Source organism: Bacteroides acidifaciens, assembly GCF_903181435.1.
In the GTDB taxonomy this organism is placed as follows: Bacteria; Bacteroidota; Bacteroidia; order Bacteroidales; family Bacteroidaceae; genus Bacteroides.
On the sequence record NZ_CAEUHO010000001.1, the window covers coordinates 669,707 to 689,765 of the forward strand.

15 protein-coding genes and 1 tRNA gene are annotated in these 20,059 nt (G+C 45.7%); 9 read left to right on the forward strand and 7 right to left on the reverse strand.

Annotated elements, in window-relative coordinates:
- Positions 1-48: 48 nt before the first annotated feature.
- The 6 genes from CLIN57ABFB40_RS02630 to CLIN57ABFB40_RS02655 form a co-directional block, all read right to left on the reverse strand.
- The gene (locus CLIN57ABFB40_RS02630) at positions 49-1,308 is read right to left on the reverse strand and encodes a phosphoglycerate kinase (RefSeq protein WP_175628757.1); all 1,260 of its coding nucleotides are present in this window, start codon (positions 1,306-1,308) and stop codon (positions 49-51) included.
- 92 nt (positions 1,309-1,400) lie between these two features.
- Positions 1,401-2,078: an endonuclease III gene (gene nth / locus CLIN57ABFB40_RS02635; RefSeq protein WP_175628758.1), complete on the reverse strand. Its 678-nt coding sequence runs from the start codon at positions 2,076-2,078 to the stop codon at positions 1,401-1,403.
- Positions 2,075-3,274 (reverse strand): MFS transporter, encoded by a 1,200-nt coding sequence (locus CLIN57ABFB40_RS02640; protein WP_175628759.1) that lies wholly within the window; start codon positions 3,272-3,274, stop codon positions 2,075-2,077. Before CLIN57ABFB40_RS02640 ends, nth begins: the two co-directional genes overlap by 4 nt.
- A gap of 141 nt (positions 3,275-3,415) precedes the next feature.
- Positions 3,416-4,435 carry a phenylalanine--tRNA ligase subunit alpha gene (pheS, locus tag CLIN57ABFB40_RS02645; RefSeq protein WP_175628760.1) on the reverse strand — a complete coding sequence of 340 codons (1,020 nt, stop codon included), beginning with the start codon at positions 4,433-4,435 and terminating at the stop codon, positions 3,416-3,418.
- Between the two features lie 101 nt (positions 4,436-4,536).
- Positions 4,537-6,144: a RagB/SusD family nutrient uptake outer membrane protein gene (locus CLIN57ABFB40_RS02650; protein WP_175628761.1), complete on the reverse strand. Its 1,608-nt coding sequence runs from the start codon at positions 6,142-6,144 to the stop codon at positions 4,537-4,539.
- Positions 6,145-6,171: 27 nt separating this feature from the next.
- Positions 6,172-9,165, reverse strand: coding sequence for a SusC/RagA family TonB-linked outer membrane protein (locus tag CLIN57ABFB40_RS02655; RefSeq protein ID WP_175628762.1), 2,994 nt, complete (start codon positions 9,163-9,165; stop codon positions 6,172-6,174).
- 378 nt (positions 9,166-9,543) lie between these two features.
- On the opposite strand from CLIN57ABFB40_RS02655, the gene CLIN57ABFB40_RS02660 reads away from it, so the two are divergent.
- Both CLIN57ABFB40_RS02660 and CLIN57ABFB40_RS02665 read left to right on the forward strand, forming a co-directional pair.
- Positions 9,544-10,560, forward strand: a complete 1,017-nt coding sequence (locus CLIN57ABFB40_RS02660; protein ID WP_175628763.1) for an energy transducer TonB — start codon at positions 9,544-9,546, stop codon at positions 10,558-10,560.
- A 469-nt stretch (positions 10,561-11,029) separates the two neighbouring features.
- Positions 11,030-11,242 carry a hypothetical protein gene (locus CLIN57ABFB40_RS02665; RefSeq protein ID WP_175628764.1) on the forward strand — a complete coding sequence of 71 codons (213 nt, stop codon included), beginning with the start codon at positions 11,030-11,032 and terminating at the stop codon, positions 11,240-11,242.
- A gap of 111 nt (positions 11,243-11,353) precedes the next feature.
- On the opposite strand, the gene CLIN57ABFB40_RS02670 is transcribed toward CLIN57ABFB40_RS02665, so the two are convergent.
- Positions 11,354-11,427 (reverse strand) — tRNA-Ala (locus CLIN57ABFB40_RS02670).
- 117 nt (positions 11,428-11,544) lie between these two features.
- Between CLIN57ABFB40_RS02670 and CLIN57ABFB40_RS02675 the strand changes: the two genes are divergently transcribed.
- From CLIN57ABFB40_RS02675 to CLIN57ABFB40_RS02705, 7 genes are all read left to right on the forward strand, one after another.
- Positions 11,545-11,847 carry a DUF4286 family protein gene (locus tag CLIN57ABFB40_RS02675; protein WP_024988766.1) on the forward strand — a complete coding sequence of 101 codons (303 nt, stop codon included), beginning with the start codon at positions 11,545-11,547 and terminating at the stop codon, positions 11,845-11,847.
- Positions 11,844-12,410 carry a crossover junction endodeoxyribonuclease RuvC gene (gene ruvC, locus CLIN57ABFB40_RS02680; RefSeq protein ID WP_175628765.1) on the forward strand — a complete coding sequence of 189 codons (567 nt, stop codon included), beginning with the start codon at positions 11,844-11,846 and terminating at the stop codon, positions 12,408-12,410. Before CLIN57ABFB40_RS02675 ends, ruvC begins: the two co-directional genes overlap by 4 nt.
- A gap of 63 nt (positions 12,411-12,473) precedes the next feature.
- On the forward strand, positions 12,474-14,474 hold the full coding sequence (pulA, locus tag CLIN57ABFB40_RS02685) for a type I pullulanase (RefSeq protein WP_175628766.1): 2,001 nt from the start codon (positions 12,474-12,476) through the stop codon (positions 14,472-14,474).
- Between the two features lie 232 nt (positions 14,475-14,706).
- A complete protein-coding gene (locus tag CLIN57ABFB40_RS02690) occupies positions 14,707-16,353 on the forward strand; it encodes a sialate O-acetylesterase (RefSeq protein ID WP_175628767.1) in 1,647 nt (548 codons plus the stop codon).
- Positions 16,354-16,378: 25 nt separating this feature from the next.
- Positions 16,379-17,863 (forward strand): MFS transporter, encoded by a 1,485-nt coding sequence (locus CLIN57ABFB40_RS02695; RefSeq protein ID WP_175628768.1) that lies wholly within the window; start codon positions 16,379-16,381, stop codon positions 17,861-17,863.
- A 26-nt stretch (positions 17,864-17,889) separates the two neighbouring features.
- Complete coding sequence (locus CLIN57ABFB40_RS02700; RefSeq protein ID WP_175628769.1) at positions 17,890-19,026, forward strand: endo-1,4-beta-xylanase; 1,137 nt, start codon at positions 17,890-17,892, stop codon at positions 19,024-19,026.
- Positions 19,027-19,072: 46 nt separating this feature from the next.
- Positions 19,073-20,053 (forward strand): glycoside hydrolase family 43 protein, encoded by a 981-nt coding sequence (locus CLIN57ABFB40_RS02705; RefSeq protein WP_175628770.1) that lies wholly within the window; start codon positions 19,073-19,075, stop codon positions 20,051-20,053.
- Positions 20,054-20,059 lie beyond the last annotated feature (6 nt).

Consider the following 20,059-nt stretch of genomic DNA (forward strand, 5'->3'; position numbering starts at 1 on the left):
AAGAATTGCCCTTTTATTTTTAACCTTGTAAAAATTAGCTATAAATTCTTATTCTTGAATAGCAGCGATACCCGGAAGAATTTTTCCTTCGATTGCTTCAAGCAATGCGCCGCCGCCAGTTGAAACATAAGATACACCGCTAGCCAGACCGAACTTGTTAACACAAGCTACAGAGTCGCCACCACCAACGAGTGAGAATGCGCCATTCTTAGTTGCTTCAACGATAGCTTCACCTACTGCACGTGAACCGTGAGTGAAGTTTTCAAATTCGAATACGCCTGTAGGACCGTTCCAAAGAATAGTCTTTGATTCTTTGATAACGTTAGCGAATATTTCTTCAGTCTTCGGGCCGATGTCAAGACCTTCCCATCCGTCAGGAATTTCGTCAACCGGACAGAATTTAGTATTTGCATCGTTAGAGAAAGCGTCAGCGATTTTAGCGTCAACAGCCAAAACAAGGTTTACACCTTTTTCTTTAGCTTTCTTGATCAAGTCCAAAGCCAGGTCGAGTTTGTCGTCCTCACAGATAGAGATACCGATCTTGCCGCCCATTGCTTTAGTAAATGTATAAGTCATACCACCTGCGATAATCAGGTTGTCTACCTTGTTCAGCAGGTTTTCGATGATTTCGATTTTAGAAGAAACCTTAGAGCCACCCATGATAGCAGTGAACGGACGTTTGATGTCGTTCAAAACTTTATCGACAGCTTTCACTTCTTTTTCCATCAGGTAACCGAACATTTTGTTGTCAGTATCGAAATATTTAGCGATCAATGCCGTAGAAGCATGAGCACGGTGAGCAGTACCGAATGCGTCGTTTACGTAGCAGTCAGCGTAAGAAGCCAATTTCTTGGTAAATTCTTTCTGGCTTTCTTTTACAGCTTTCTTAGCAGCAGCTTTTTCTTCATCTGTTGCGTCTTCTGCCAAACCTCTCGGTTTGCCTTCTTCTTCAGCATAGAAGCGAAGGTTTTCGAGCAACAGGACTTCGCCCGGTTGCAGAGCAGCAGCTTTTACAGCAGCTTCTTCGCCCATGCAGTCGTTAGCGAACTGAACTTCAACGCCCAGCAATTCAGACAGGTGCTTGATGATATGTTTCAAAGAGAACTTATCGGCAACGCCTTTCGGACGGCCCAGGTGAGAGCCAATGATGATGCTACCACCGTCTGCCAGGATCTTCTTCAAAGTAGGAAGAGCCGCACGCATACGAGTGTCATCTGTAATGTTGAAGTTTTCGTCCAGGGGTACATTGAAGTCCACGCGAACAAATGCCTTTTTACCGGCAAAATTGAATTTGTCAATTGTCTGCATAATACTCTATTTTTATTTAAAAGTGTTTTAAAATTCTTCTTTTAGAACGACCGCAAAGTTACTATTTATTTCGGTTCCCTGCTATTAAATCGTTATTTATTCTTGCCTTTTGATGCCTCTTTTGTAACTTTATACGTGTTACAGAAATATTTGCACATCATTTGCAAACCACAGGTGTCACATTTTGGAGTACGCGCCTGACAAACATAACGACCGTGCAGGATGAGCCAGTGATGAGCAATCGGTACAAGTTTTTCCGGGATATTCTTCATCAGCTCCTTTTCTACACTGAACGGGGTCGTGCAACTGTCCGGCACTAGTCCGAGACGGTGGCTGACACGGAATACATGTGTATCTACTGCCATTGCCGCCTTGTTGAATACTACGGACTGAATGACATTCGCCGTCTTCCTTCCCACACCGGGCAGCTTTATCAAATCATCCATATTGTCCGGCACCTGGCTATTAAAGTCATTTACCAGCATCTTTGCCATGCCGACCAGATGTTTCGCCTTATTATTCGGATAAGACACACTCCGTATATATTCAAAAACTACTTCCGGAGTAGTGGCAGCCAATGCTTCCGGTGTCGGAAAATCCCTGTACAAAGGCGGAGTGATCATATTCACCCGCTTATCCGTACATTGTGCGGAAAGGATTACGGCTATCAGTAATTCATACGGATTGTTGTAATGTAATTCAGTTTCTGCCACAGGCACGTTTTCCTGAAACCAGGCGATTACTTTCTCATAACGTTCTTTTTTTCTCATCGTAGTTTGTTTTTATGATAATGAGGCGTTACTTTGATTCTGAAATAGGTAGCGGAAACCACCGTCAGGCAGGCTCCAAAAAGATAGGCTTTGTCAAACGTACTGATTTCTGCAATATATCCCCCGGTCAGCATCCCGATACCGATTCCCACATCCCAAGAGGTAAGATAGGTCGAAGTCGCCGTACCCCGTTGATTGTTAGGAGCGAGATTCACAAACAACGTATTGAATGCCGGAAACATAATCCCGAACCCGACACCCATCAGCAATGCGATGCCGAAAAACAAGACCGTGCATACGGTATCATTCCACTTAATCAGATACACGCATCCCGAAAGCAGAAAAAAGCTGAACACAACGAGATACAATCCGGCAGCTATCACCTGCGTTATTTTTCCCCGGTCTACCAATTTGCCCGAGAATATCCGTGAGATAGCCATACCGACCGCCATAAAAGTGAAGAAGAATCCCGTCTGTGCATGGATACCTATCTCGTGGGCATACATAGCTACATAATTGGTCGTCATCCCGTAAGGGATAGAAAGCAGCAGTAAGCTAAGTCCCGCAGGCATCCCTTTCAATAGGATAAAGCGGTCGAGCGAAATCGGTTCCCTTTTTACAGGAGGCTTATAAGGCGTTTTTATCAGGCTTGCACATAGAAAACCTAAGATGCAAGAACCGAACGCATAGCAGAATATCGTAGCAAAAGAAACTCCCGCATCATGCAGAAACAACCCGAACATCGGCCCGATGGACATCGCCGTATTGTTCGTAAGCCCGTAATAACCTAATCCTTCCCCTCTGCGTGAAGAAGGCATAATGTCGATTACCACCGTATTTCCGCCTACCGTGACCATCCCGAAAGAGACACCGTGAATGATTCGAAATATAATAAATAAGGTAAGCGAACCGGCAATAAGATACCCCCCGAACATCATCATAAAAATGAAGTAAGCGAAAAGATAGAGAGGTTTACGGGCAAAAGTATCAAGCAGATAACCGGAAAACGGACGGATGCAAAGCGCCGCCACTGTATAGCAGGAAAGCACAATGCCGATAGTTGAATTTCCGGCTTCGAAAAATTCGGATAAGTAGAATGGCAAAACAGGAATCAACAACCAAAAACCAAAGTAAAGCAGGAAGTTGGCTGCTAAGATGAAACAATAACTGGGAGTAATGAGTCTATCCTTTGCCATGGGAATTATTTACGATTAGACGATTTACTATTTACGATTGGGAGTGCCCATTCGGATAGTGAAAATATAGAGTGATTGAAAATTTACGATTTACGAGAGACGCTACCATCAATCGTAAATCGTAAATTGTCCAATCGTAAATTAGTATGCCGCTTCGAATTCTTTTAGGAAGCGTGTATCGTTTTCGGAGAACATACGAAGGTCTTTCACCTGGTATTTCAGGTTCGTGATACGCTCGATACCCATGCCGAGGGCATAACCGCTGTACACTTTGCTGTCGATACCGTTGGCTTCGAGCACGTTCGGGTCTACCATGCCGCAACCGAGGATTTCCACCCAACCAGTGTGCTTGCAGAACGGGCAACCTTTGCCGCCGCAGATATTACAACTGATATCCATTTCGGCGCTGGGCTCGGTGAACGGGAAGTAGGAAGGACGCAAACGGATCTTCGTATCCGCACCGAACATTTCCTTGGCGAACAGCAGCAATACCTGCTTCAAATCCGTGAATGATACATCTTTGTCTACGTACAACGCTTCTACCTGATGGAAGAAACAGTGTGCACGGTAGCTGATAGCTTCGTTGCGATATACACGTCCCGGACAGATGATGCGGATAGGCGGTTGTGAAACTTCCATCACACGGCTCTGTACGGAAGAAGTATGCGTACGCAATACTACGTCCGGGTGAGCTTCGATAAAGAAAGTATCCTGCATATCGCGTGCCGGATGGTCTTCCGCAAAGTTCAGTGCCGAGAATACATGCCAGTCATCTTCAATCTCAGGGCCTTCAGCGATGCTGAATCCCAGACGGGCGAAAATATCAATGATTTCGTTCTTTACAATGGTAAGTGGGTGGCGTGTACCCAGTTCCACGGGATAAGCCGAACGCGTCAAATCCAGTCCGTCGCAACCGTTGTCCTGGCTTTCAAACTGCTCTTTCAGCGCGTTGATTTTCTCCTGCGCTTTGGTCTTCAGTTCGTTCAGTCTCATGCCGACTTCCTTTTTCTGTTCGACGGCTACATTACGGAAATCCGCCATTAAGTCGTTAATGGCTCCCTTCTTGCTAAGGTATTTGATGCGGAGAGCTTCGAGTTCTTCGGCATTGGAGGCGTGCAAGGCTTCCACCTCTTTCAGAAGTTGTTCAATCTTAGCTATCATATTCTTGATATATTGTTATTCAGTTTCTTAGTAAAAACCTTGCAAAGATATAATATTTATTTCAGTTGGTGAAATCTATATAGACGTTTTTATAGGGCGGTTCATTTTAGGTTCGGATTTAGGATGGCATCCTCGTAGGGATAGGGAACATACATCTTGCTGTCGTCCCACGTGCCCGTGACGGGTACTATTTCCTTTCTTTTCACTCCAGGAGCCACTTCGATTTCCGGGTTTTCCTTGCGATATTCAAAATGGTCTTTGTACCGGTACATTCTGAACATATCCCTTGCCCGGCTTGCAATGCCGCCCCAGTAATATCCTGCCATTTCCCAACCATGCTCGTTGTAGGCAGCTTCCGCCAGTTCTTCGGGGCTCATGGTTGCCTTGTATATATCGGATTCTTCGCCATCAGCCCTATTGCGTACCTTATTTAATACTTCGACGGCTTTTGCGTTCATTTGTCCCGAACGTCCTGTCGCTTCGGCATACCAGCAATATACCTGCGAAAGCCGTATCAATTGGAATGTCTTTTCGCCTGCCGCATTGACCAGGCTGGGATTTGTATAATCAAATTCCGTTCCGCGCACGGCTCCTTCCACAGTCTTCATGAAAACGGGAGCGACTACTTCGCGAGAAGGGGGATTGGTGTCATACCACCAGTCGTGCAGTTCGCCGTCGTTCAGCATGATTTTTGGGAAATAAGTGGCATCTTTGCGCGGGCCTTCCGGAAACTCCTTCCAAAATTTGATTTCCCCGTTTGTGTCACCCCATCCGCCTTGTTTCATATCCTGAAGAAAATCCGTCAAGGGGGCTGCCTGGTTAGTCTGATCCCTGTTGTAATAGATACCCAACAGGAGTTCCGTATTCTTATTGTTGTATTCCCATGAATATACTTTGCTGTATTCGTCCAACAGTTTATAGTCATAAGTGCCGTTCTCCGTGCCGTCAATAACTTCTTTTGCTTTGCTGGCGGCCAGTTCATAATATTCTGTACCCTTGTTGAGCGGCCATCCCGCCATACACATATAAACATAAGCCATCGTTGCTTTCACGGCTGCCCGGCTTACGGCGATATTGAATCCGTTTCTTGCATAAGGCTCTTTGGTGTACTTTATGGGGCAGTCGGTTTCTGCAATTTTCAAGTCGGATATGATCAGTTCATACACTTCCTCTTCCGTTTTCAGCGGAGCATTGTAATTGATTTCCTCTTCCAGCATGATAGGCACTTTTCCCCACGTTGTCACCAGATAGAAATAAGAATAAGCTCTCCAATAACGCGCCTGTCCGATGGCTGCCTTGATTTCGTCATCCGACACGTCGGGAGTGCGTCCGGCATTGTTTATGATAAAGTTGGCTGCCTTGATAACTTTGAAACGCTGTTCCCACATGCTGGACAACCATGAGTTGTTATCCTTTACATCAAACTGGTCATGTTCCCTAAGAGGCTGCTTGTTGCTGGAAGGGTGGGTGGAAATATCATCGCCGACCAGAAAGTTTGTGCCGCAAAGGTTGTTGCTGGCTTGCGAACCTGCTATCACAGAATACAATGCTGTCAGTGAAGCGTCGAGGTCTTCTTTATTGCTGAAGAAGTTTTCTGAAGTCAACTGCCCTTTAGGGTCTTCTGTCAGGAAGTCGTTGCACGACGTCAGGTATAAGCCTGCGAAAACGAATGGTAATGTCCTTCTTATATATTTATATGCTGTTTTCATCTTATTCTTTTTTTATAGGTTCAATGGTTAAAATCTGATTTTAGCACCGAAAGTAATTGTACGGGGGATAGGGTAGGCGCCATAATCCAGACCGTCGTAGCTCGTGTAAACTTCGGGATCCATTCCTTTGTAGCGCGTGATTGTAAAGAGATCCTGTGCGCTGACGGACAATTGTATGCTTGCAAATTTGGCGACCCGTCTCGGGATACGGTATGAAATGCTAATGTTCTTCAATTTGACGAAAGAAGCGTCTTCCAACCAGAAGTCCGAGTTGGCGTAATTTTTGCTGTCGGTGTTGGTAAGGCTTGGGTAAGTTGCTTCTGCTTTGTTGTTTACGTGATCCCAACCTTTGAAGTAAGCATCGCGCAGGGTGACGAAACGTGAATTACCCGTCATGGATGCTGTCGTGTAACGGCTGATGTTCAGACGGTTGTATCCGGTAGCGGCATTGAAGAAAACGTTGATAGTCCAGTTCTTCCAACTGATTGTGTTATTCCATCCCAGTGTCCATTTCGGGCTTGCCTGTCCTTTGACTACCAAATCTCCGGAGGTGGGGCTGGTTGTCAGGCTGCCGTCCGCTTTCTGATAAAGGTTGGCACCTTTGTCATTGAACCCTTTCCACTGATATACGTAGAAAGACCCCATCGGATAGCCGGGTTTCATGATTTGCATCGCACCGCCCAAGTCACTATAATTGGCTGTCAGTACGAAATCGCTGCCGGCAAGGTCGGTTACTTCATTCTTCACATAAGCGGCATTGAAGCTTGTTTCCCAAGTCACGGTTCCTTTCACCGGAAAGGTATTGACGGAAAATTCAACTCCCGTATTATTTAATTCGCCCTGGTTCACCCAATAAGTGCCGCCACCGTTATACTTGGGCACTTGTTTTTGGAAGAGCAGGTCTTTGGTCATTTTCTTGAACCAGTCGAAGGTAATGTTAAAACCGCCCAGACTCAAGTCTACACCGAGGTCATACTGATAAGTTTTTTCCCAGGTGATGCCGGGTGTCGGGAACTGGTTGCCCCAATATCCGGTGAAAGCGGTGGAGGTTCCCCAGCCATAAGCTGCACTCGACAACATTCCTAATGTGCTGTAAGCGGCAATGTCCTGATTACCGGTGACACCGAAACTACCTCTTAGTTTTAGTTGTTCCAGTACGTGTTGGTCGCTCATAAATCCCTCTTTGGCTATGTCCCAGGCTACTGCTGCGGATGGGAAATAGCCCCATTTGTTGTTTCCCTGAAATTTGGATGAACCATCAGCTCTCAATGCGGCAGTGATGAAATACCGCTTCTTGTAGTCGTAGTTGGCACGTATGATTCCCGAAGCCAGGGATGCTTCGGTGTACGAGTTGCTCGCGTTTCTTATGGCGGCATTGGCGATATTCCAGTAGCCTACGCTCTCGTTGTTCAGATTAGAGCCGGTAGCCTGCAAGCCTGTATCCCATGAACGGCTTATTTCCCATACAGCCATCGCTGTGACGCTATGGTCACCGAATTGCCTCTGCCAGGTCAGGTTGTTGGTGTTTTGCCAGTAGTTGTGCGTATTGCTCGTGTTGCTCATGCTGTTGATTGCACCCGGTGCTTCCAGTTTCGACTTGAAAGAATAAGAAGGACTGTGGTCGTAATCGTAACCGCCCTGTACTGAGAGGGTAAGACCTTTCATGATTTTGAACAAAAGAGTCAGGTTTGCATTGAGGTTATAGCTGTAACTGTCGCTGTAATTCACCATCAACTCTCCGTATGGGTTCGAACCGTTGGCGATGTTGTACGGATCCCTGTTATATACGCCGGTTTCCGCGTCTTTCATTTCCATTGTAGGTGAGAAATTGGTGATATGAAACCAATTGGCGCCATTGTTGTGCTTGTGCAGACTGCTGGCATTCATCTTCGCCGATATTGTCAGCCACGGTTTTACGTCTGCGTCGATGTTTGCCCGGATACCGTAACGTTTGTAGTCTGTTCCGATTGTGACGGCTTCCTGATCCAACACATTTCCGGAAACAAGATATTTCACTTTGGCATTTCCGCCCGATATGCTTAACCTGTAATCCTGCGTGACGCCGGTATGGGTGATAAGGTCAGTCCAGTTGATTCCTTTCGTCCCGTTCTTGTACGCTTCGAGGTCTCCGGCGGGAATGGTGGACGAACCACGAATATCGTTCAGTGCCGTTGCATACTCGTATGCGTTCAGTAAGTCATATTGTTTTCTTACGGCAGAAAGCCCCACGGAAGCGTCAAACGTAATGCTGGCTTTTCCCTCAGTGCCGCCTTTGGTGGTGATTAAAATGACACCGTTTGAACCCCGCGAACCATAAATGGCGGTAGAAGAAGCGTCTTTCAGCACTTCCATTGACTGGATATCCGAGGGGTTGATGCCGTCCAGACCACTGGAAGAGATGATTCCGTCTATCACATACAAAGGATCGCTGCTCTTATTGATAGAGGTGGTACCCCGTACGCGTACCTTCATACCCGCTCCCGGCACACCGCTTGTTGCGGTGACTTCCACACCGGGCGTGCGGCCTTGGAGTATATTTTCCACCCGTTTCACCGGCTGGTTCTTGAACTGTCTGGTCGATACGCCCGAAACGGAACCCGTCAAGTCGCTTTTCTTAACTGTTCCGTATCCTACTACTACCACTTCGTCGAGCAACTGATTGTCTTCTTTCAGTATGATATTGAGAGTCGTCCTTTTTCTTACCTTTATTTCCTGCGGATGGTACCCGATGTAAGAAATAACAAGAGTCGCTCCTAGTGGAGCTTCCAAAGTAAATTTACCGTCCATATCACTGGTGGTTCCAGTCTCTTCACCTTTTATTAATACAGAGGCTCCGATAATCGTTTCTCCTTGTTCATCATAAATGATTCCTTTTATTTTTCTGTCATCATCTCCCTGGGTTTCCTGTATTTCCGTCGGTTGCTCTTCAGGCATACTTGCAGCTTGCGAAAATAGATGAGATGGTAAAAGAAACATAAATAGAATACTTAATAACCATTCGTCTTTTCTTATTCCTTTCATGTTTGATTAAGTTTAGATTTGTTATAGGGGTTGTATCCTGTTAATATTTAACAAGTAGTATGCCAAAAGACAATACATAATATGTGTTTGAAGTGAAAATGTTTGATTATTAGTGATATATAATAGGATGAAAACGAGGTAAACATCTTTGATTTGTGGAATGGCTAGTTGTGGAATTGTGTAAAAATTCCACAGTGTTGTGAGATGCATTCCACAACACTGGGATATAAAGCCAGTGATTCGTTTCCTTTTCTTGATTATGTTTGTCACACAGGGTAAATGTTTGAGTAAGATGTTTTTATTCAGCTATATTTTTTCATGCGCCATCGAAATTATTTGTATCTTTGCCAACGATACGTACCGAAAATCCGGCAACTTATGAAAAAGATTGTTTTCACTCTTCTACTTTTGACTTTTTCTTTCCGCCTTATGGCTCAAATAGATTATTTGGAGCCGGTGCGACCTTTTTCTACTTATAAAGGCGAATTGGGCGAATATTATCGTAATGTGTTTTCTTTACTAAATACAGGCTTTCAAAAACAACCTTATGCGCGTTTTGTGGCTATCCCTTCCTTTTCACCCGAATATGCGATGTCGGTTGAGAAGAGGAACGGACGTTATACTTTGGTTTCAAATACATTGTCGCGCACCTATTGGCAAGCGGAGAAAGGGACGGTGAAAGTGGATACTAAATCAGTAGTAATCAGTGCATCGCTTTACCAGTCTTTGGGTGCTATTTTTCGTTTGGTCACTGAGCAGATACAGGATTTGGATGGTTCCAGTGCAGGTTTGGACGGGGTGGTGTATTATTTCTTTTCTACTAGTGTGAAAGGGAAGGAGCAGATGGGACGCAAGTGGTCGCCCGCCAAGGGAACTTTGATGGAACGGCTTGTGTTAGTTTGCCAGTCGGCATATATGTTGTCCAAAGGTGAGAATATCTCGGAGCCGACCTTGGCGGAAGAGGCTGCTGCCTTATTGAAAAAGTTGCAGCAACGCAGCAATGCAGAACCGGATGCTTACAAGAAACCGATGTATGTAGGCATTTATCAGATAGGTCCCCGTTCACAAACGCTTTCGGGTAGGCAAGTCGAAGAACTGGCTCACTTTCCGGACATGAATGCGGAAGAATATATCGCCGGACAGATGATTTATCCGGAAAGCCTTTTGGAAAAGAATGTATCAGGATATGTCCTCTGTGAATTTACTATTGACAAAGAGGGAGTGATTCTTCGTCCGCACATTCTGCGTTCCACTCATCCTGAATTTGCAGAAGAAGCACTTCGCATAGTGAAAGGGATGCCGAAATGGTCGCCTGCCCTTGTTGGGGGAAAGCCGTCGGATAGCAATTATACCTTGTATATTCCTTTCCGTCCGAAGAGTTATCGTGCCAAATAAATCACCACTCTCTCCCAAGTAAAAATCCAAAATCCTCTATCACCTATCACCGGCAACTTGAAAACCCTTTATTCATCGGTGTTTCAGACTTGGTGACAGGTTGTAGCAACCTATCACCGTATCTATCACCTATCACCTGAATTTTTTTCTAGATAAAGAATGGCTGATGTTTATTTACGTATCTGATAATCAATGTAGTATAGTTTCCTTTAGTTTCCATTAGAGGAAACTCTTGTTTCCTACCTAAGGTACGCACGTTTCCCTACTGGGGTACGTTCGTTTCCAGGAGTGGATACTGGCGTTTCCCTATGGGGAAACGGACCCTCATCTTATAGGATACATAGTACCTTTAACGTCAGTTCGATAGATGCCTGTACTTTTCCTTTAATTTCTTCAAAAGTCATTAAAACAACAAACATTTCTAGTTCTTTATTGTCTTATAGCCATAAACCTATAAAAATAAAAACTTATGGATGATATGATTAACAGACATGATTCGATTGCCGAAGAGAATATCGAACCGAATGGTCGTCCGGCTACGAACAAATTTGAAGAGTGGAGCGGCGAAGTGGCCGACCGTGCCGACAATGTGTTCAAGAATGATACGAAAGACGGTCCTATCAAGGATCGTAAGAAACGGATAAAGGAAATGGATGAAGTGATAAAAAAAGACCTTGAATAAAGGTCTTTTTTGTTTTAGTATGCATAAAGTGTAGTAGCTGTTCAAAAGCGTAAAGTTACTCTATAAAATAAAAAAGAGGATGCCTTTCTGAAGAGACACCCTCTTTTTTAGTGGAGCGTATCGGACTCGAACCGATCACCTCGACACTGCCAGTGTCGCGCTCTAGCCAGATGAGCTAACGCCCCTTTTCAACCTTATATGATAACGTTTGTAAACGAATCCTTTTTTGTTGCCGCAAATATAATGCAATATTCTGAAATAATTGCTATGTTTGCGGTAAATAATTGTTTGAAAAAAAAGATATGCTGATTTATAATACTACTTTTCAGGTGGACGATGAGGTTCACGATAACTTTTTGATTTGGATAAAAGAATCCTATATCCCTGAAGTACAGAAACACGGTACATTAAAAACACCGCGAATTTGCAGAATTTTAAGCCATCGGGAAGATGGGAGTGCCTATTCTCTGCAATGGGAAGTGGAGAGCAGCGGATTGCTGCACCGCTGGCATCTGGAACAGGGAGTACGTTTGAATGACGAACTGACAAAAATATTTAAAGACAAGGTAATCGGTTTTCCGACATTAATGGAGATAATAGAGTGATTCAGCCGGTAAAGGAAAAGATAATTCTGGGGATTGACCCCGGTACGACAATCATGGGATATGGAGTTCTGAGAATAAAGGGAACCAAACCGGAAATGATTGCCATGGGGATTATCGACTTGCGCAAGTTTGCCAATCACTACTTGAAACTGCGTCATATCCACGAACGGGTATTGGGCATTATAGAAAGTTATCTGCCTGACGAGCTGGCTATTGAAGCTCCTTTTTTCGGCAAGAACGTCCAGTCTATGTTGAAGTTGGGACGTGCGCAGGGGGTAGCGATGGCGGCAGCATTGAGCCGTGACATCCCTATCACCGAATACGCCCCTTTGAAAATAAAAATGGCGATTACCGGAAACGGACAAGCGTCGAAGGAGCAGGTGGCGAATATGTTGCAGCGGATGCTTCGTCTCTCGAAAGAGGACATGCCTGTCTTTATGGATGCAACGGACGGTCTGGCTGCTGCCTACTGCCATTTTCTGCAAATGGGACGCCCTGCCGTAGAGAAGGGATACAGCAGTTGGAAGGATTTTATAGCGAAGAATCCGGATAAGGTAAAGTGACCGCACAGATTAGAAAGTAATCATCAAACGAAAATCGTTATCACAGGAACAGGAGAGTATAAGATGGGAATTAATTATTCAGCAATAGTAGGGGTGACTACAGTGGCAACAGTGATGAGTTGTTCTTCCGCGAAAAAGGAATATGCTTCCTTCGAGCTATATCCGGTTCGTCCGGGAAGTCTTACGGAGATGGAGTATGAGCCGGAAGCAACTACGTTCACGCTCTGGTCGCCGACAGCCGAAGAAGTGCGCCTGATGCTTTATGATGAAGGTGATGGCGGTCATGCCTATGAGACAGTAAAGATGGAACCTGGCGAAAACGGAGTCTGGACGACCGTAGTGAACAAGGATTTGCTCGATAAATTCTATACCTTCAACGTGAAAATCAACGATAAATGGCAGGGAGACACACCGGGTATCAACGCCCATGCCGTCGGAGTGAACGGAAAACGTGCCGCTATCATTGACTGGAAAGCAACGAACCCCGAAGGGTGGGAGAGCGACCAGCGTCCGCCGTTGAAATCTCCTGCCGATATGATTATCTACGAAATGCACCATCGTGACTTTTCCGTCGATTCTACTTCGGGAATAAAGAACAAAGGAAAATACCTCGCGCTGACCGAACACGGCACGATGAATTCGGATAAGTTGCTGACCGGTATCGACCATCTGATTGAGTTAGGCGTGACACACGTGCATCTCCTTCCTTCCTATGACTATGCTTCCGTAGACGAAACAAAACTGGACGAAAACCAGTATAACTGGGGATATGACCCGCTGAACTACAATGTCCCGGACGGCTCGTACGCAACAGACCCTTATCAGCCTGCCACCCGTGCGAGAGAATTCAAGCAAATGGTGCAGGCCCTGCACAAAGCCGGTATCCGGGTGATAATGGACGTAGTCTACAATCATACCTTTAATACGGTGGAGAGCAACTTCGAACGTACCGTTCCCGGTTATTTTTACCGCCAGAAAGAAGACGGGACGTTGGCGAACGGTTCGGGATGCGGCAATGAGACGGCAAGCGAGCGCCCCATGATGCGTAAGTTTATGATAGAATCCGTTCTCTACTGGATGGAGGAGTATCATATCGACGGTTTCCGCTTTGACCTGATGGGAGTCCATGACATTGAGACAATGAACGAAATCCGCAAGGCGGTGAATGAAGTAGATCCTACTATCTGCATCTATGGGGAAGGTTGGGCAGCCGAAACTCCCCAATATCCTGCTAATTCCCTGGCAATGAAAGGAAATGTCGCCCGTATGCCGGGAATAGCTGTTTTCTCCGATGAACTGCGTGACGGGCTCTGCGGATCGGTCTGGGAGAAGACCAAAGGAGCTTTTCTTGCCGGCGTTCCGGGGGGAGAAAATAGCGTTAAGTTCGGTATTGTTGGAGCCGTAGAGCATCCGCAGGTACGTTATGATTCGGTGAATTACAGTCAGAAGCCGTGGGCGGAACAGCCTGTTCAAATGATTAGCTACGTCTCTTGCCACGATGGGTTATGTCTGACAGACCGCTTGAAAGCGAGTATGCCGGGGATTACTCCTGAACAGCTTGTACGTCTTGATAAATTGGCGCAGACGGTAGTCTTTACTTCGCAAGGTATTCCGTTTATCTATGCCGGAGAGGAAGTGATGCGTGACAAACAGGGAGTGGACAACAGCTATAAAAGCCCGGATGCAGTCAACGCTATTGATTGGCGACGCAAGACAACGAATGGAGACGTTTTCATGTATTACAAACGGTTGATTGACCTTCGTAAATCTCATCCTGCCTTCCGTATGGGAGATGCGGACAAGGTTCGGAAGCATTTGGAATTTCTTCCCGTAGAGGGCAAGAATCTGATTGCGTTCCGCCTGAAAGACCATGCGAACGGAGATCGTTGGGGCGATATTGTCGTAGCTTATAACTCCCGTACTACGCCTGCCCGTCTTGAAGTGCCTGCCGGCAAATACACAGTTGTGTGTAAAGACGGCGTGATAGACGTCCGCGGACTGGGAACGCAAACCGGTCCCGAGGTGATTGTTCCCGGTCAGTCTGCGCTGATTATGTACAGGTAAACTTTTACTTTTATGCCGGCTTTAGCGAGCCGGCTTTTTTATTTCTATATATATAGGTATACTGCTTACTCCTGCTTTTAGAGGCCTGTTTCTGCTTGGATGTAACATGGTAAAATGTATTTGTAACATTTACAAACGATGATGTAACAGACAAGAAACAATCTGAATCGTAAATTTTCGGCGTAGGGAAATAAACTTCTTAAGTTTGCAGCGTCATAAAAGAAAATACAGAATGAATAAGTATTGGTTTAATAAGGTTGGGTTAGTAGTTGTGTTCCTTTGCTTCGCCTTGGTAGGCGGGGCAAAGGTTAAACTGCCTGCTCTCGTTTCCGACGGTATGGTACTTCAGCGCGGGGAACAAGTGAATCTTTGGGGAACGGCAGCTCCCGGTGAAACGGTGAATGTGGCTTTCTTGAAAAAGAAATATAAGACCGTTGCCGACGCACAAGGTAACTGGAAACTTATGCTGCCTGCATTGAAAGCGGGCGGGCCTTATACAATGACCATCAACGATATTGAATTAAAGGATATTCTTGTGGGGGATGTCTGGGTATGTTCCGGTCAGTCGAATATGGAATTACCGGTGGCACGGGTTACAGACCGGTTCCGGGATGAGATAACTGCTGATAGTAACTATCCGATGGTCCGTTATATAAAGACACCATTGCTTTATGACTTCCACGCTCCGCAGACGGATATTCCGGGAATTTCCTGGAAAGCGATGACTTCTGAAAATGTGATGTCCTTCTCCGCTTTGGTTTATTTCTTCGCCAAAGACTTCTATCAGAAAACGAAAGTCCCGGTAGGAGTGATAAACTCCAGTGTCGGCGGCTCGCCGGTAGAAGCATGGCTCAGTGAAGAAGCGTTGAGGCCTTTTCCATCTTATTTGAACGAAAAGCGTATCTACGAATCGGACGACTTGATAGCATCCATGAAGAAAGAGGAAAGAAAGAAGAGTCACGCCTGGAATGTGGCGTTATATCAAGGGGATAAGGGTATGCACGAAGCTACCCCTTGGTATGCAGACGGTTATGACGACAGCGACTGGCAACAAACCGAACTGTTTGCATCCGGTTGGGCGACTAACGGATTGAATCCGATTAATGGCTCTCATTGGTTTCGCAAGGACTTCCAGGTTTCCGAACAACAGGCGGGAGAACAGGCTACCCTTCGTTTGGGGTGTATCGTCGACGCGGATTCTGTATATGTGAACGGAACATTTGTGGGAACAGTTTCCTATCAATACCCGCCCCGTATTTACACCATCCCTGCCGGATTGCTGAGAGCAGGGAAGAATACGGTGACAATCCGGCTTTTCAGCTATGGCGGTCATCCTCATTTTGTAAAAGAGAAACCTTATAAGATTCTTTTCGGAAAAGGCCAACCGGAAAAAGGGGAGTTGGAGATAAGTCTGGAAGGCAACTGGAAATATCGTTTGGGTGCTCCCATGCCGGCTGCTCCGGGACAAACGGCTTTCCATTATAAACCGGCAGGACTTTATAATGCAATGATTGCCCCTTTGCTGAATTATACGGTATCCGGGATAATCTGGTATCAGGGTGAATCGAATGTATCACGCAGAAATGAATACAAAGCGCTGCTGTCTGCCATGATAACCGACTGGCGGGGACGTTGGAACCGACCGCAAATGCCTTTCTACATTATCGAACTGGCGGATTTCCTGTCTCCGGAAGATAAAGGCGGACGTGCTGCCTGGGCGGAATTCAGAAAAGCGCAGGCGGAAGTAGCCGATACAAATACCAATGTCACTTTAATTAAGAACAGTGACTTGGGCGAGTGGAATGATATTCATCCATTGGATAAAAAGACTTTGGGACAACGGCTTTCCCGAGCAATCTTTCAACAAAGGGGCAACTAATTAATAATAAATAGATAATAATACCATGAAAACACAGACTCAAAAAGTGTCGATGGCCGAGAAAATCGGTTATAGTTTGGGAGATGGTTCTGCGAACCTGATTTTCCAGATGATGATGATGTTCCAACTCTTCTTTTATACAGATGTGTTTGGAATCAAAGCAACAGCGGCGGGAATGATATTGCTGGTTGCGCGCATTTTCGATGCGTTCGTCGACCCCGTAGTAGGCATCTTGTCCGACAGAACAAATACCCGTTGGGGGAAATACCGCCCCTGGTTATTGTGGACGGCCATCCCTTTCGCCGTATTCTTCATCCTGGCATTTACGACACCCGATCTCAGTGAACGTGGTAAAATTCTCTATGCGGGTATCACTTATACCTTATTAATGTCCATTTACTCTTTCAATAACACACCTTACTCTTCCCTGGGTGGTGTAATGACCAGTGATATAAAGGAGCGTACCAGCATTTCATCCATCCGTTTCGTCACTGCTACGATAGCGACTTTCGTCGTACAAGGACTGACTTTGCCGCTAGTCTCCAAATTCGGACAGGGAGACGACCAGCGCGGGTGGTTCCTGACAATCACCTTGTTTGCCGTCATCGGAGTTGTTCTTTTGGTTATCACTTTCTTTTCTACCAAGGAACGTATCACTCCGCCTGTGGGACAGAAGAATTCTGTAAAGCAAGATTTTGTAGATATCATAAGTAGCCGTCCCTGGAAGTCCATGTTTGTCCTGACTCTGTTCCTGTTTACGACATTAGCCATGTGGGGCAGCAGTATGTCCTACTATTTTAATTACTTCGTCGACAAGACAGCCCTTTTTGACTTCCTGCAGAACTTTGGACTGGTGCGGGTAGAAGGGGAGACGTATGGTATGTGGCATACTTTTCTGGATGCTTTCGGCTTGATAGCGCAACCCGACCATAGCAATGTATTTGCCGTAGGTTTCAGTTTGTTCAATATGATAGGGCAGATTATCACTTTAGCGGGCGTAATTTTGCTTTCCGGCTATCTTTCCAATATCTTTGGCAAGCGGAATGTGTTCTTGATTTGTTTGGCACTGACCGCATTGTTTACAGCTTTGTTTTTCGTGGTAGAACCGACCAGCATTGGCACGATATTCACCATAAACTGTTTGAAGAGCCTGGCTTATGCGCCTACTATCCCGTTGCTTTGGGCGATGATGGGTGACGTGGCGGATCATTCCGAGTGGGTGAACCATCGTCGTGCTACGGGTTTTGTCTTTGCAGGAGTGGTCTTTGCCTTGAAGGCGGGACTGGGTATCGGCGGAGCTATCTGCGGCGCGATTGTCGATTCATTCGGTTTCATATCCAATATGACGCAGACGGAGAGTGCAATTTTGGGTATCCGCCTGACATCGAGCGTGATTCCTGCTATTACATTCTTTATCGGAGTGATTGCCCTGTTCTTCTATCCGATTTCAAAGAGATTGAATGAGCATATTCAGGCAGACCTGGCAAAACGAAGACTGGAAAATAATTGATTACTAATAAATAGATTAGAGACTATATGAAGATTTCGACAAAAACAACTGTAACTTCCCTTTGGGCTATGGCGGTCTTGATGACAGGCTCTTCAATGGCCTTGGCGCAAGAGAAAAACACCTTGAAAGAGGCTTTGAAAGATAAATTCCTGATAGGGACGGCAGTTAACACACAACAGGCATCCGGCAAGGATAAAGCAGGGGCAGAGGTGATACGGAAACAATTTAGTGCCATTGTAGCGGAGAACTGCATGAAAAGTCAGGAGATACATCCCGAAGAGAACCGTTATAACTTTACGCAGGCGGATGAATTTGTTGCATTCGGTGAGAAAAACAACCAGACGGTTACGGGACATACGTTGATATGGCATACGCAACTTTCGCGTTGGTTCTGTGTAGACAAGGACGGAAAGAATGTCTCTCCCGAAATCTTAAAGAAGCGGATGAAAGACCATATCACCACCGTCGTGAAACGCTACAAAGGTCGTATCAAAGGTTGGGATGTTGTGAATGAAGCATTTGAAGATAACGGGGAGTATCGCAAGACTAAATTTTATGAGATTTTGGGAGAAGAGTACATCCCTTTGGCTTTCCAGTATGCACACGAAGCTGACCCGAACGCCGAATTATACTACAACGACTATTCGATGGCTCTTCCGGGAAGAAGGGCGGCTGTCGTGAAACTGGTGAAAGACTTGAAAAAACGGGGTATCCGCATTGATGCCATAGGTATGCAGGGACATGTCGGCATGGATTATCCGAAAATCAGTGAATTTGAAAAGAGCATGCTTGCTTTTGCCGAAACAGGCGTGAAGGTGATGATAACGGAACTGGATCTGACAGTTATTCCCTCACCGAATCCCAACGTCGGTGCGGAAGTCTCCGCTTCTTTCGAATATAAGAAAGAGATGAATCCCTATCCGAAGGAACTGCCTGCAGAAGTGGCAAAAGCATGGACAGCGCGTATGAACGACTTTTTCCGTCTTTTCCTGAAACATCAGGATATAATAACCCGGGTTACTCTTTGGGGAGTGGCCGACCATAACTCCTGGCGTAACGACTGGCCGATGAATGGACGTACGGATTATCCGTTGCTTTTCGACCGCAACTACCAACCGAAACCGATAGTCGACCTGATTATCAAAGAAGCAGCGCGGAAATGAATCGTTTGTCCGAGCGATAATAATAACTTTAAAAAAGAATAGAACCATGAAAACAGAAAAAAGATATTTAGTTCCCAATGATTATATGGCTGATCCTGCCGTACATGTATTTGACGGCAAACTCTATATTTACCCCTCTCACGACTGGGAAAGCGGAATTGCCGAAAATGACAACGGGGATCATTTCAATATGAAAGACTATCACGTCTATTCTACGGATGATGTGATGAACGGTGAGATTATCGACCACGGAGTCGTACTGTCTACGGAAGATATTCCCTGGGCGGGACGGCAACTTTGGGATTGCGATGTCGCTTTCAAAAACGGTAAGTATTATATGTATTTCCCGTTGAAAGACCAGAATGATATATTCCGTATCGGAGTGGCTGTCAGCGATAAACCATACGGACCTTTTGTGCCGGAAGCCAATCCGATGAAGGGAAGTTATAGTATCGACCCTGCCGTGCTTGATGATGGCAACGGGACTTTCTATATGTATTTTGGCGGTCTGTGGGGCGGGCAACTTCAACGTTACCGTAATAATAAGGCGTTGGAATCGGCTGTTCTGCCGGAAGGAGAGGAAGATGCATTGCCGGCTCGCGTAGTCCGTTTGAGCGAGGACATGATGGAATTTGCGGAAGAACCTCGCCCGGTGATAATTTTGGACGAGAACGGCAAGCCGTTGACGGCAGGAGATACCGACCGTCGTTTCTTTGAGGCTTCCTGGGTACATAAATATAATGGCAAATACTACTTCTCTTATTCTACGGGAGATACCCATCTGCTTTGTTATGCGATTGGTGACAATCCTTACGGGCCGTTTACCTATCAGGGCGTTATCCTTACTCCGGTGGTAGGATGGACTACCCATCATGCCATTGTGGAATTCAAAGGCAAATGGTACTTGTTCCATCACGACTGTGTGCCGTCCGAAGGGAAGACATGGCTTCGTAGCCTGAAAGTCTGCGAACTTCAATACGATGCGGACGGGCGGATTATCACTATTGAAGGAATAGATAAACGCTGAACTATT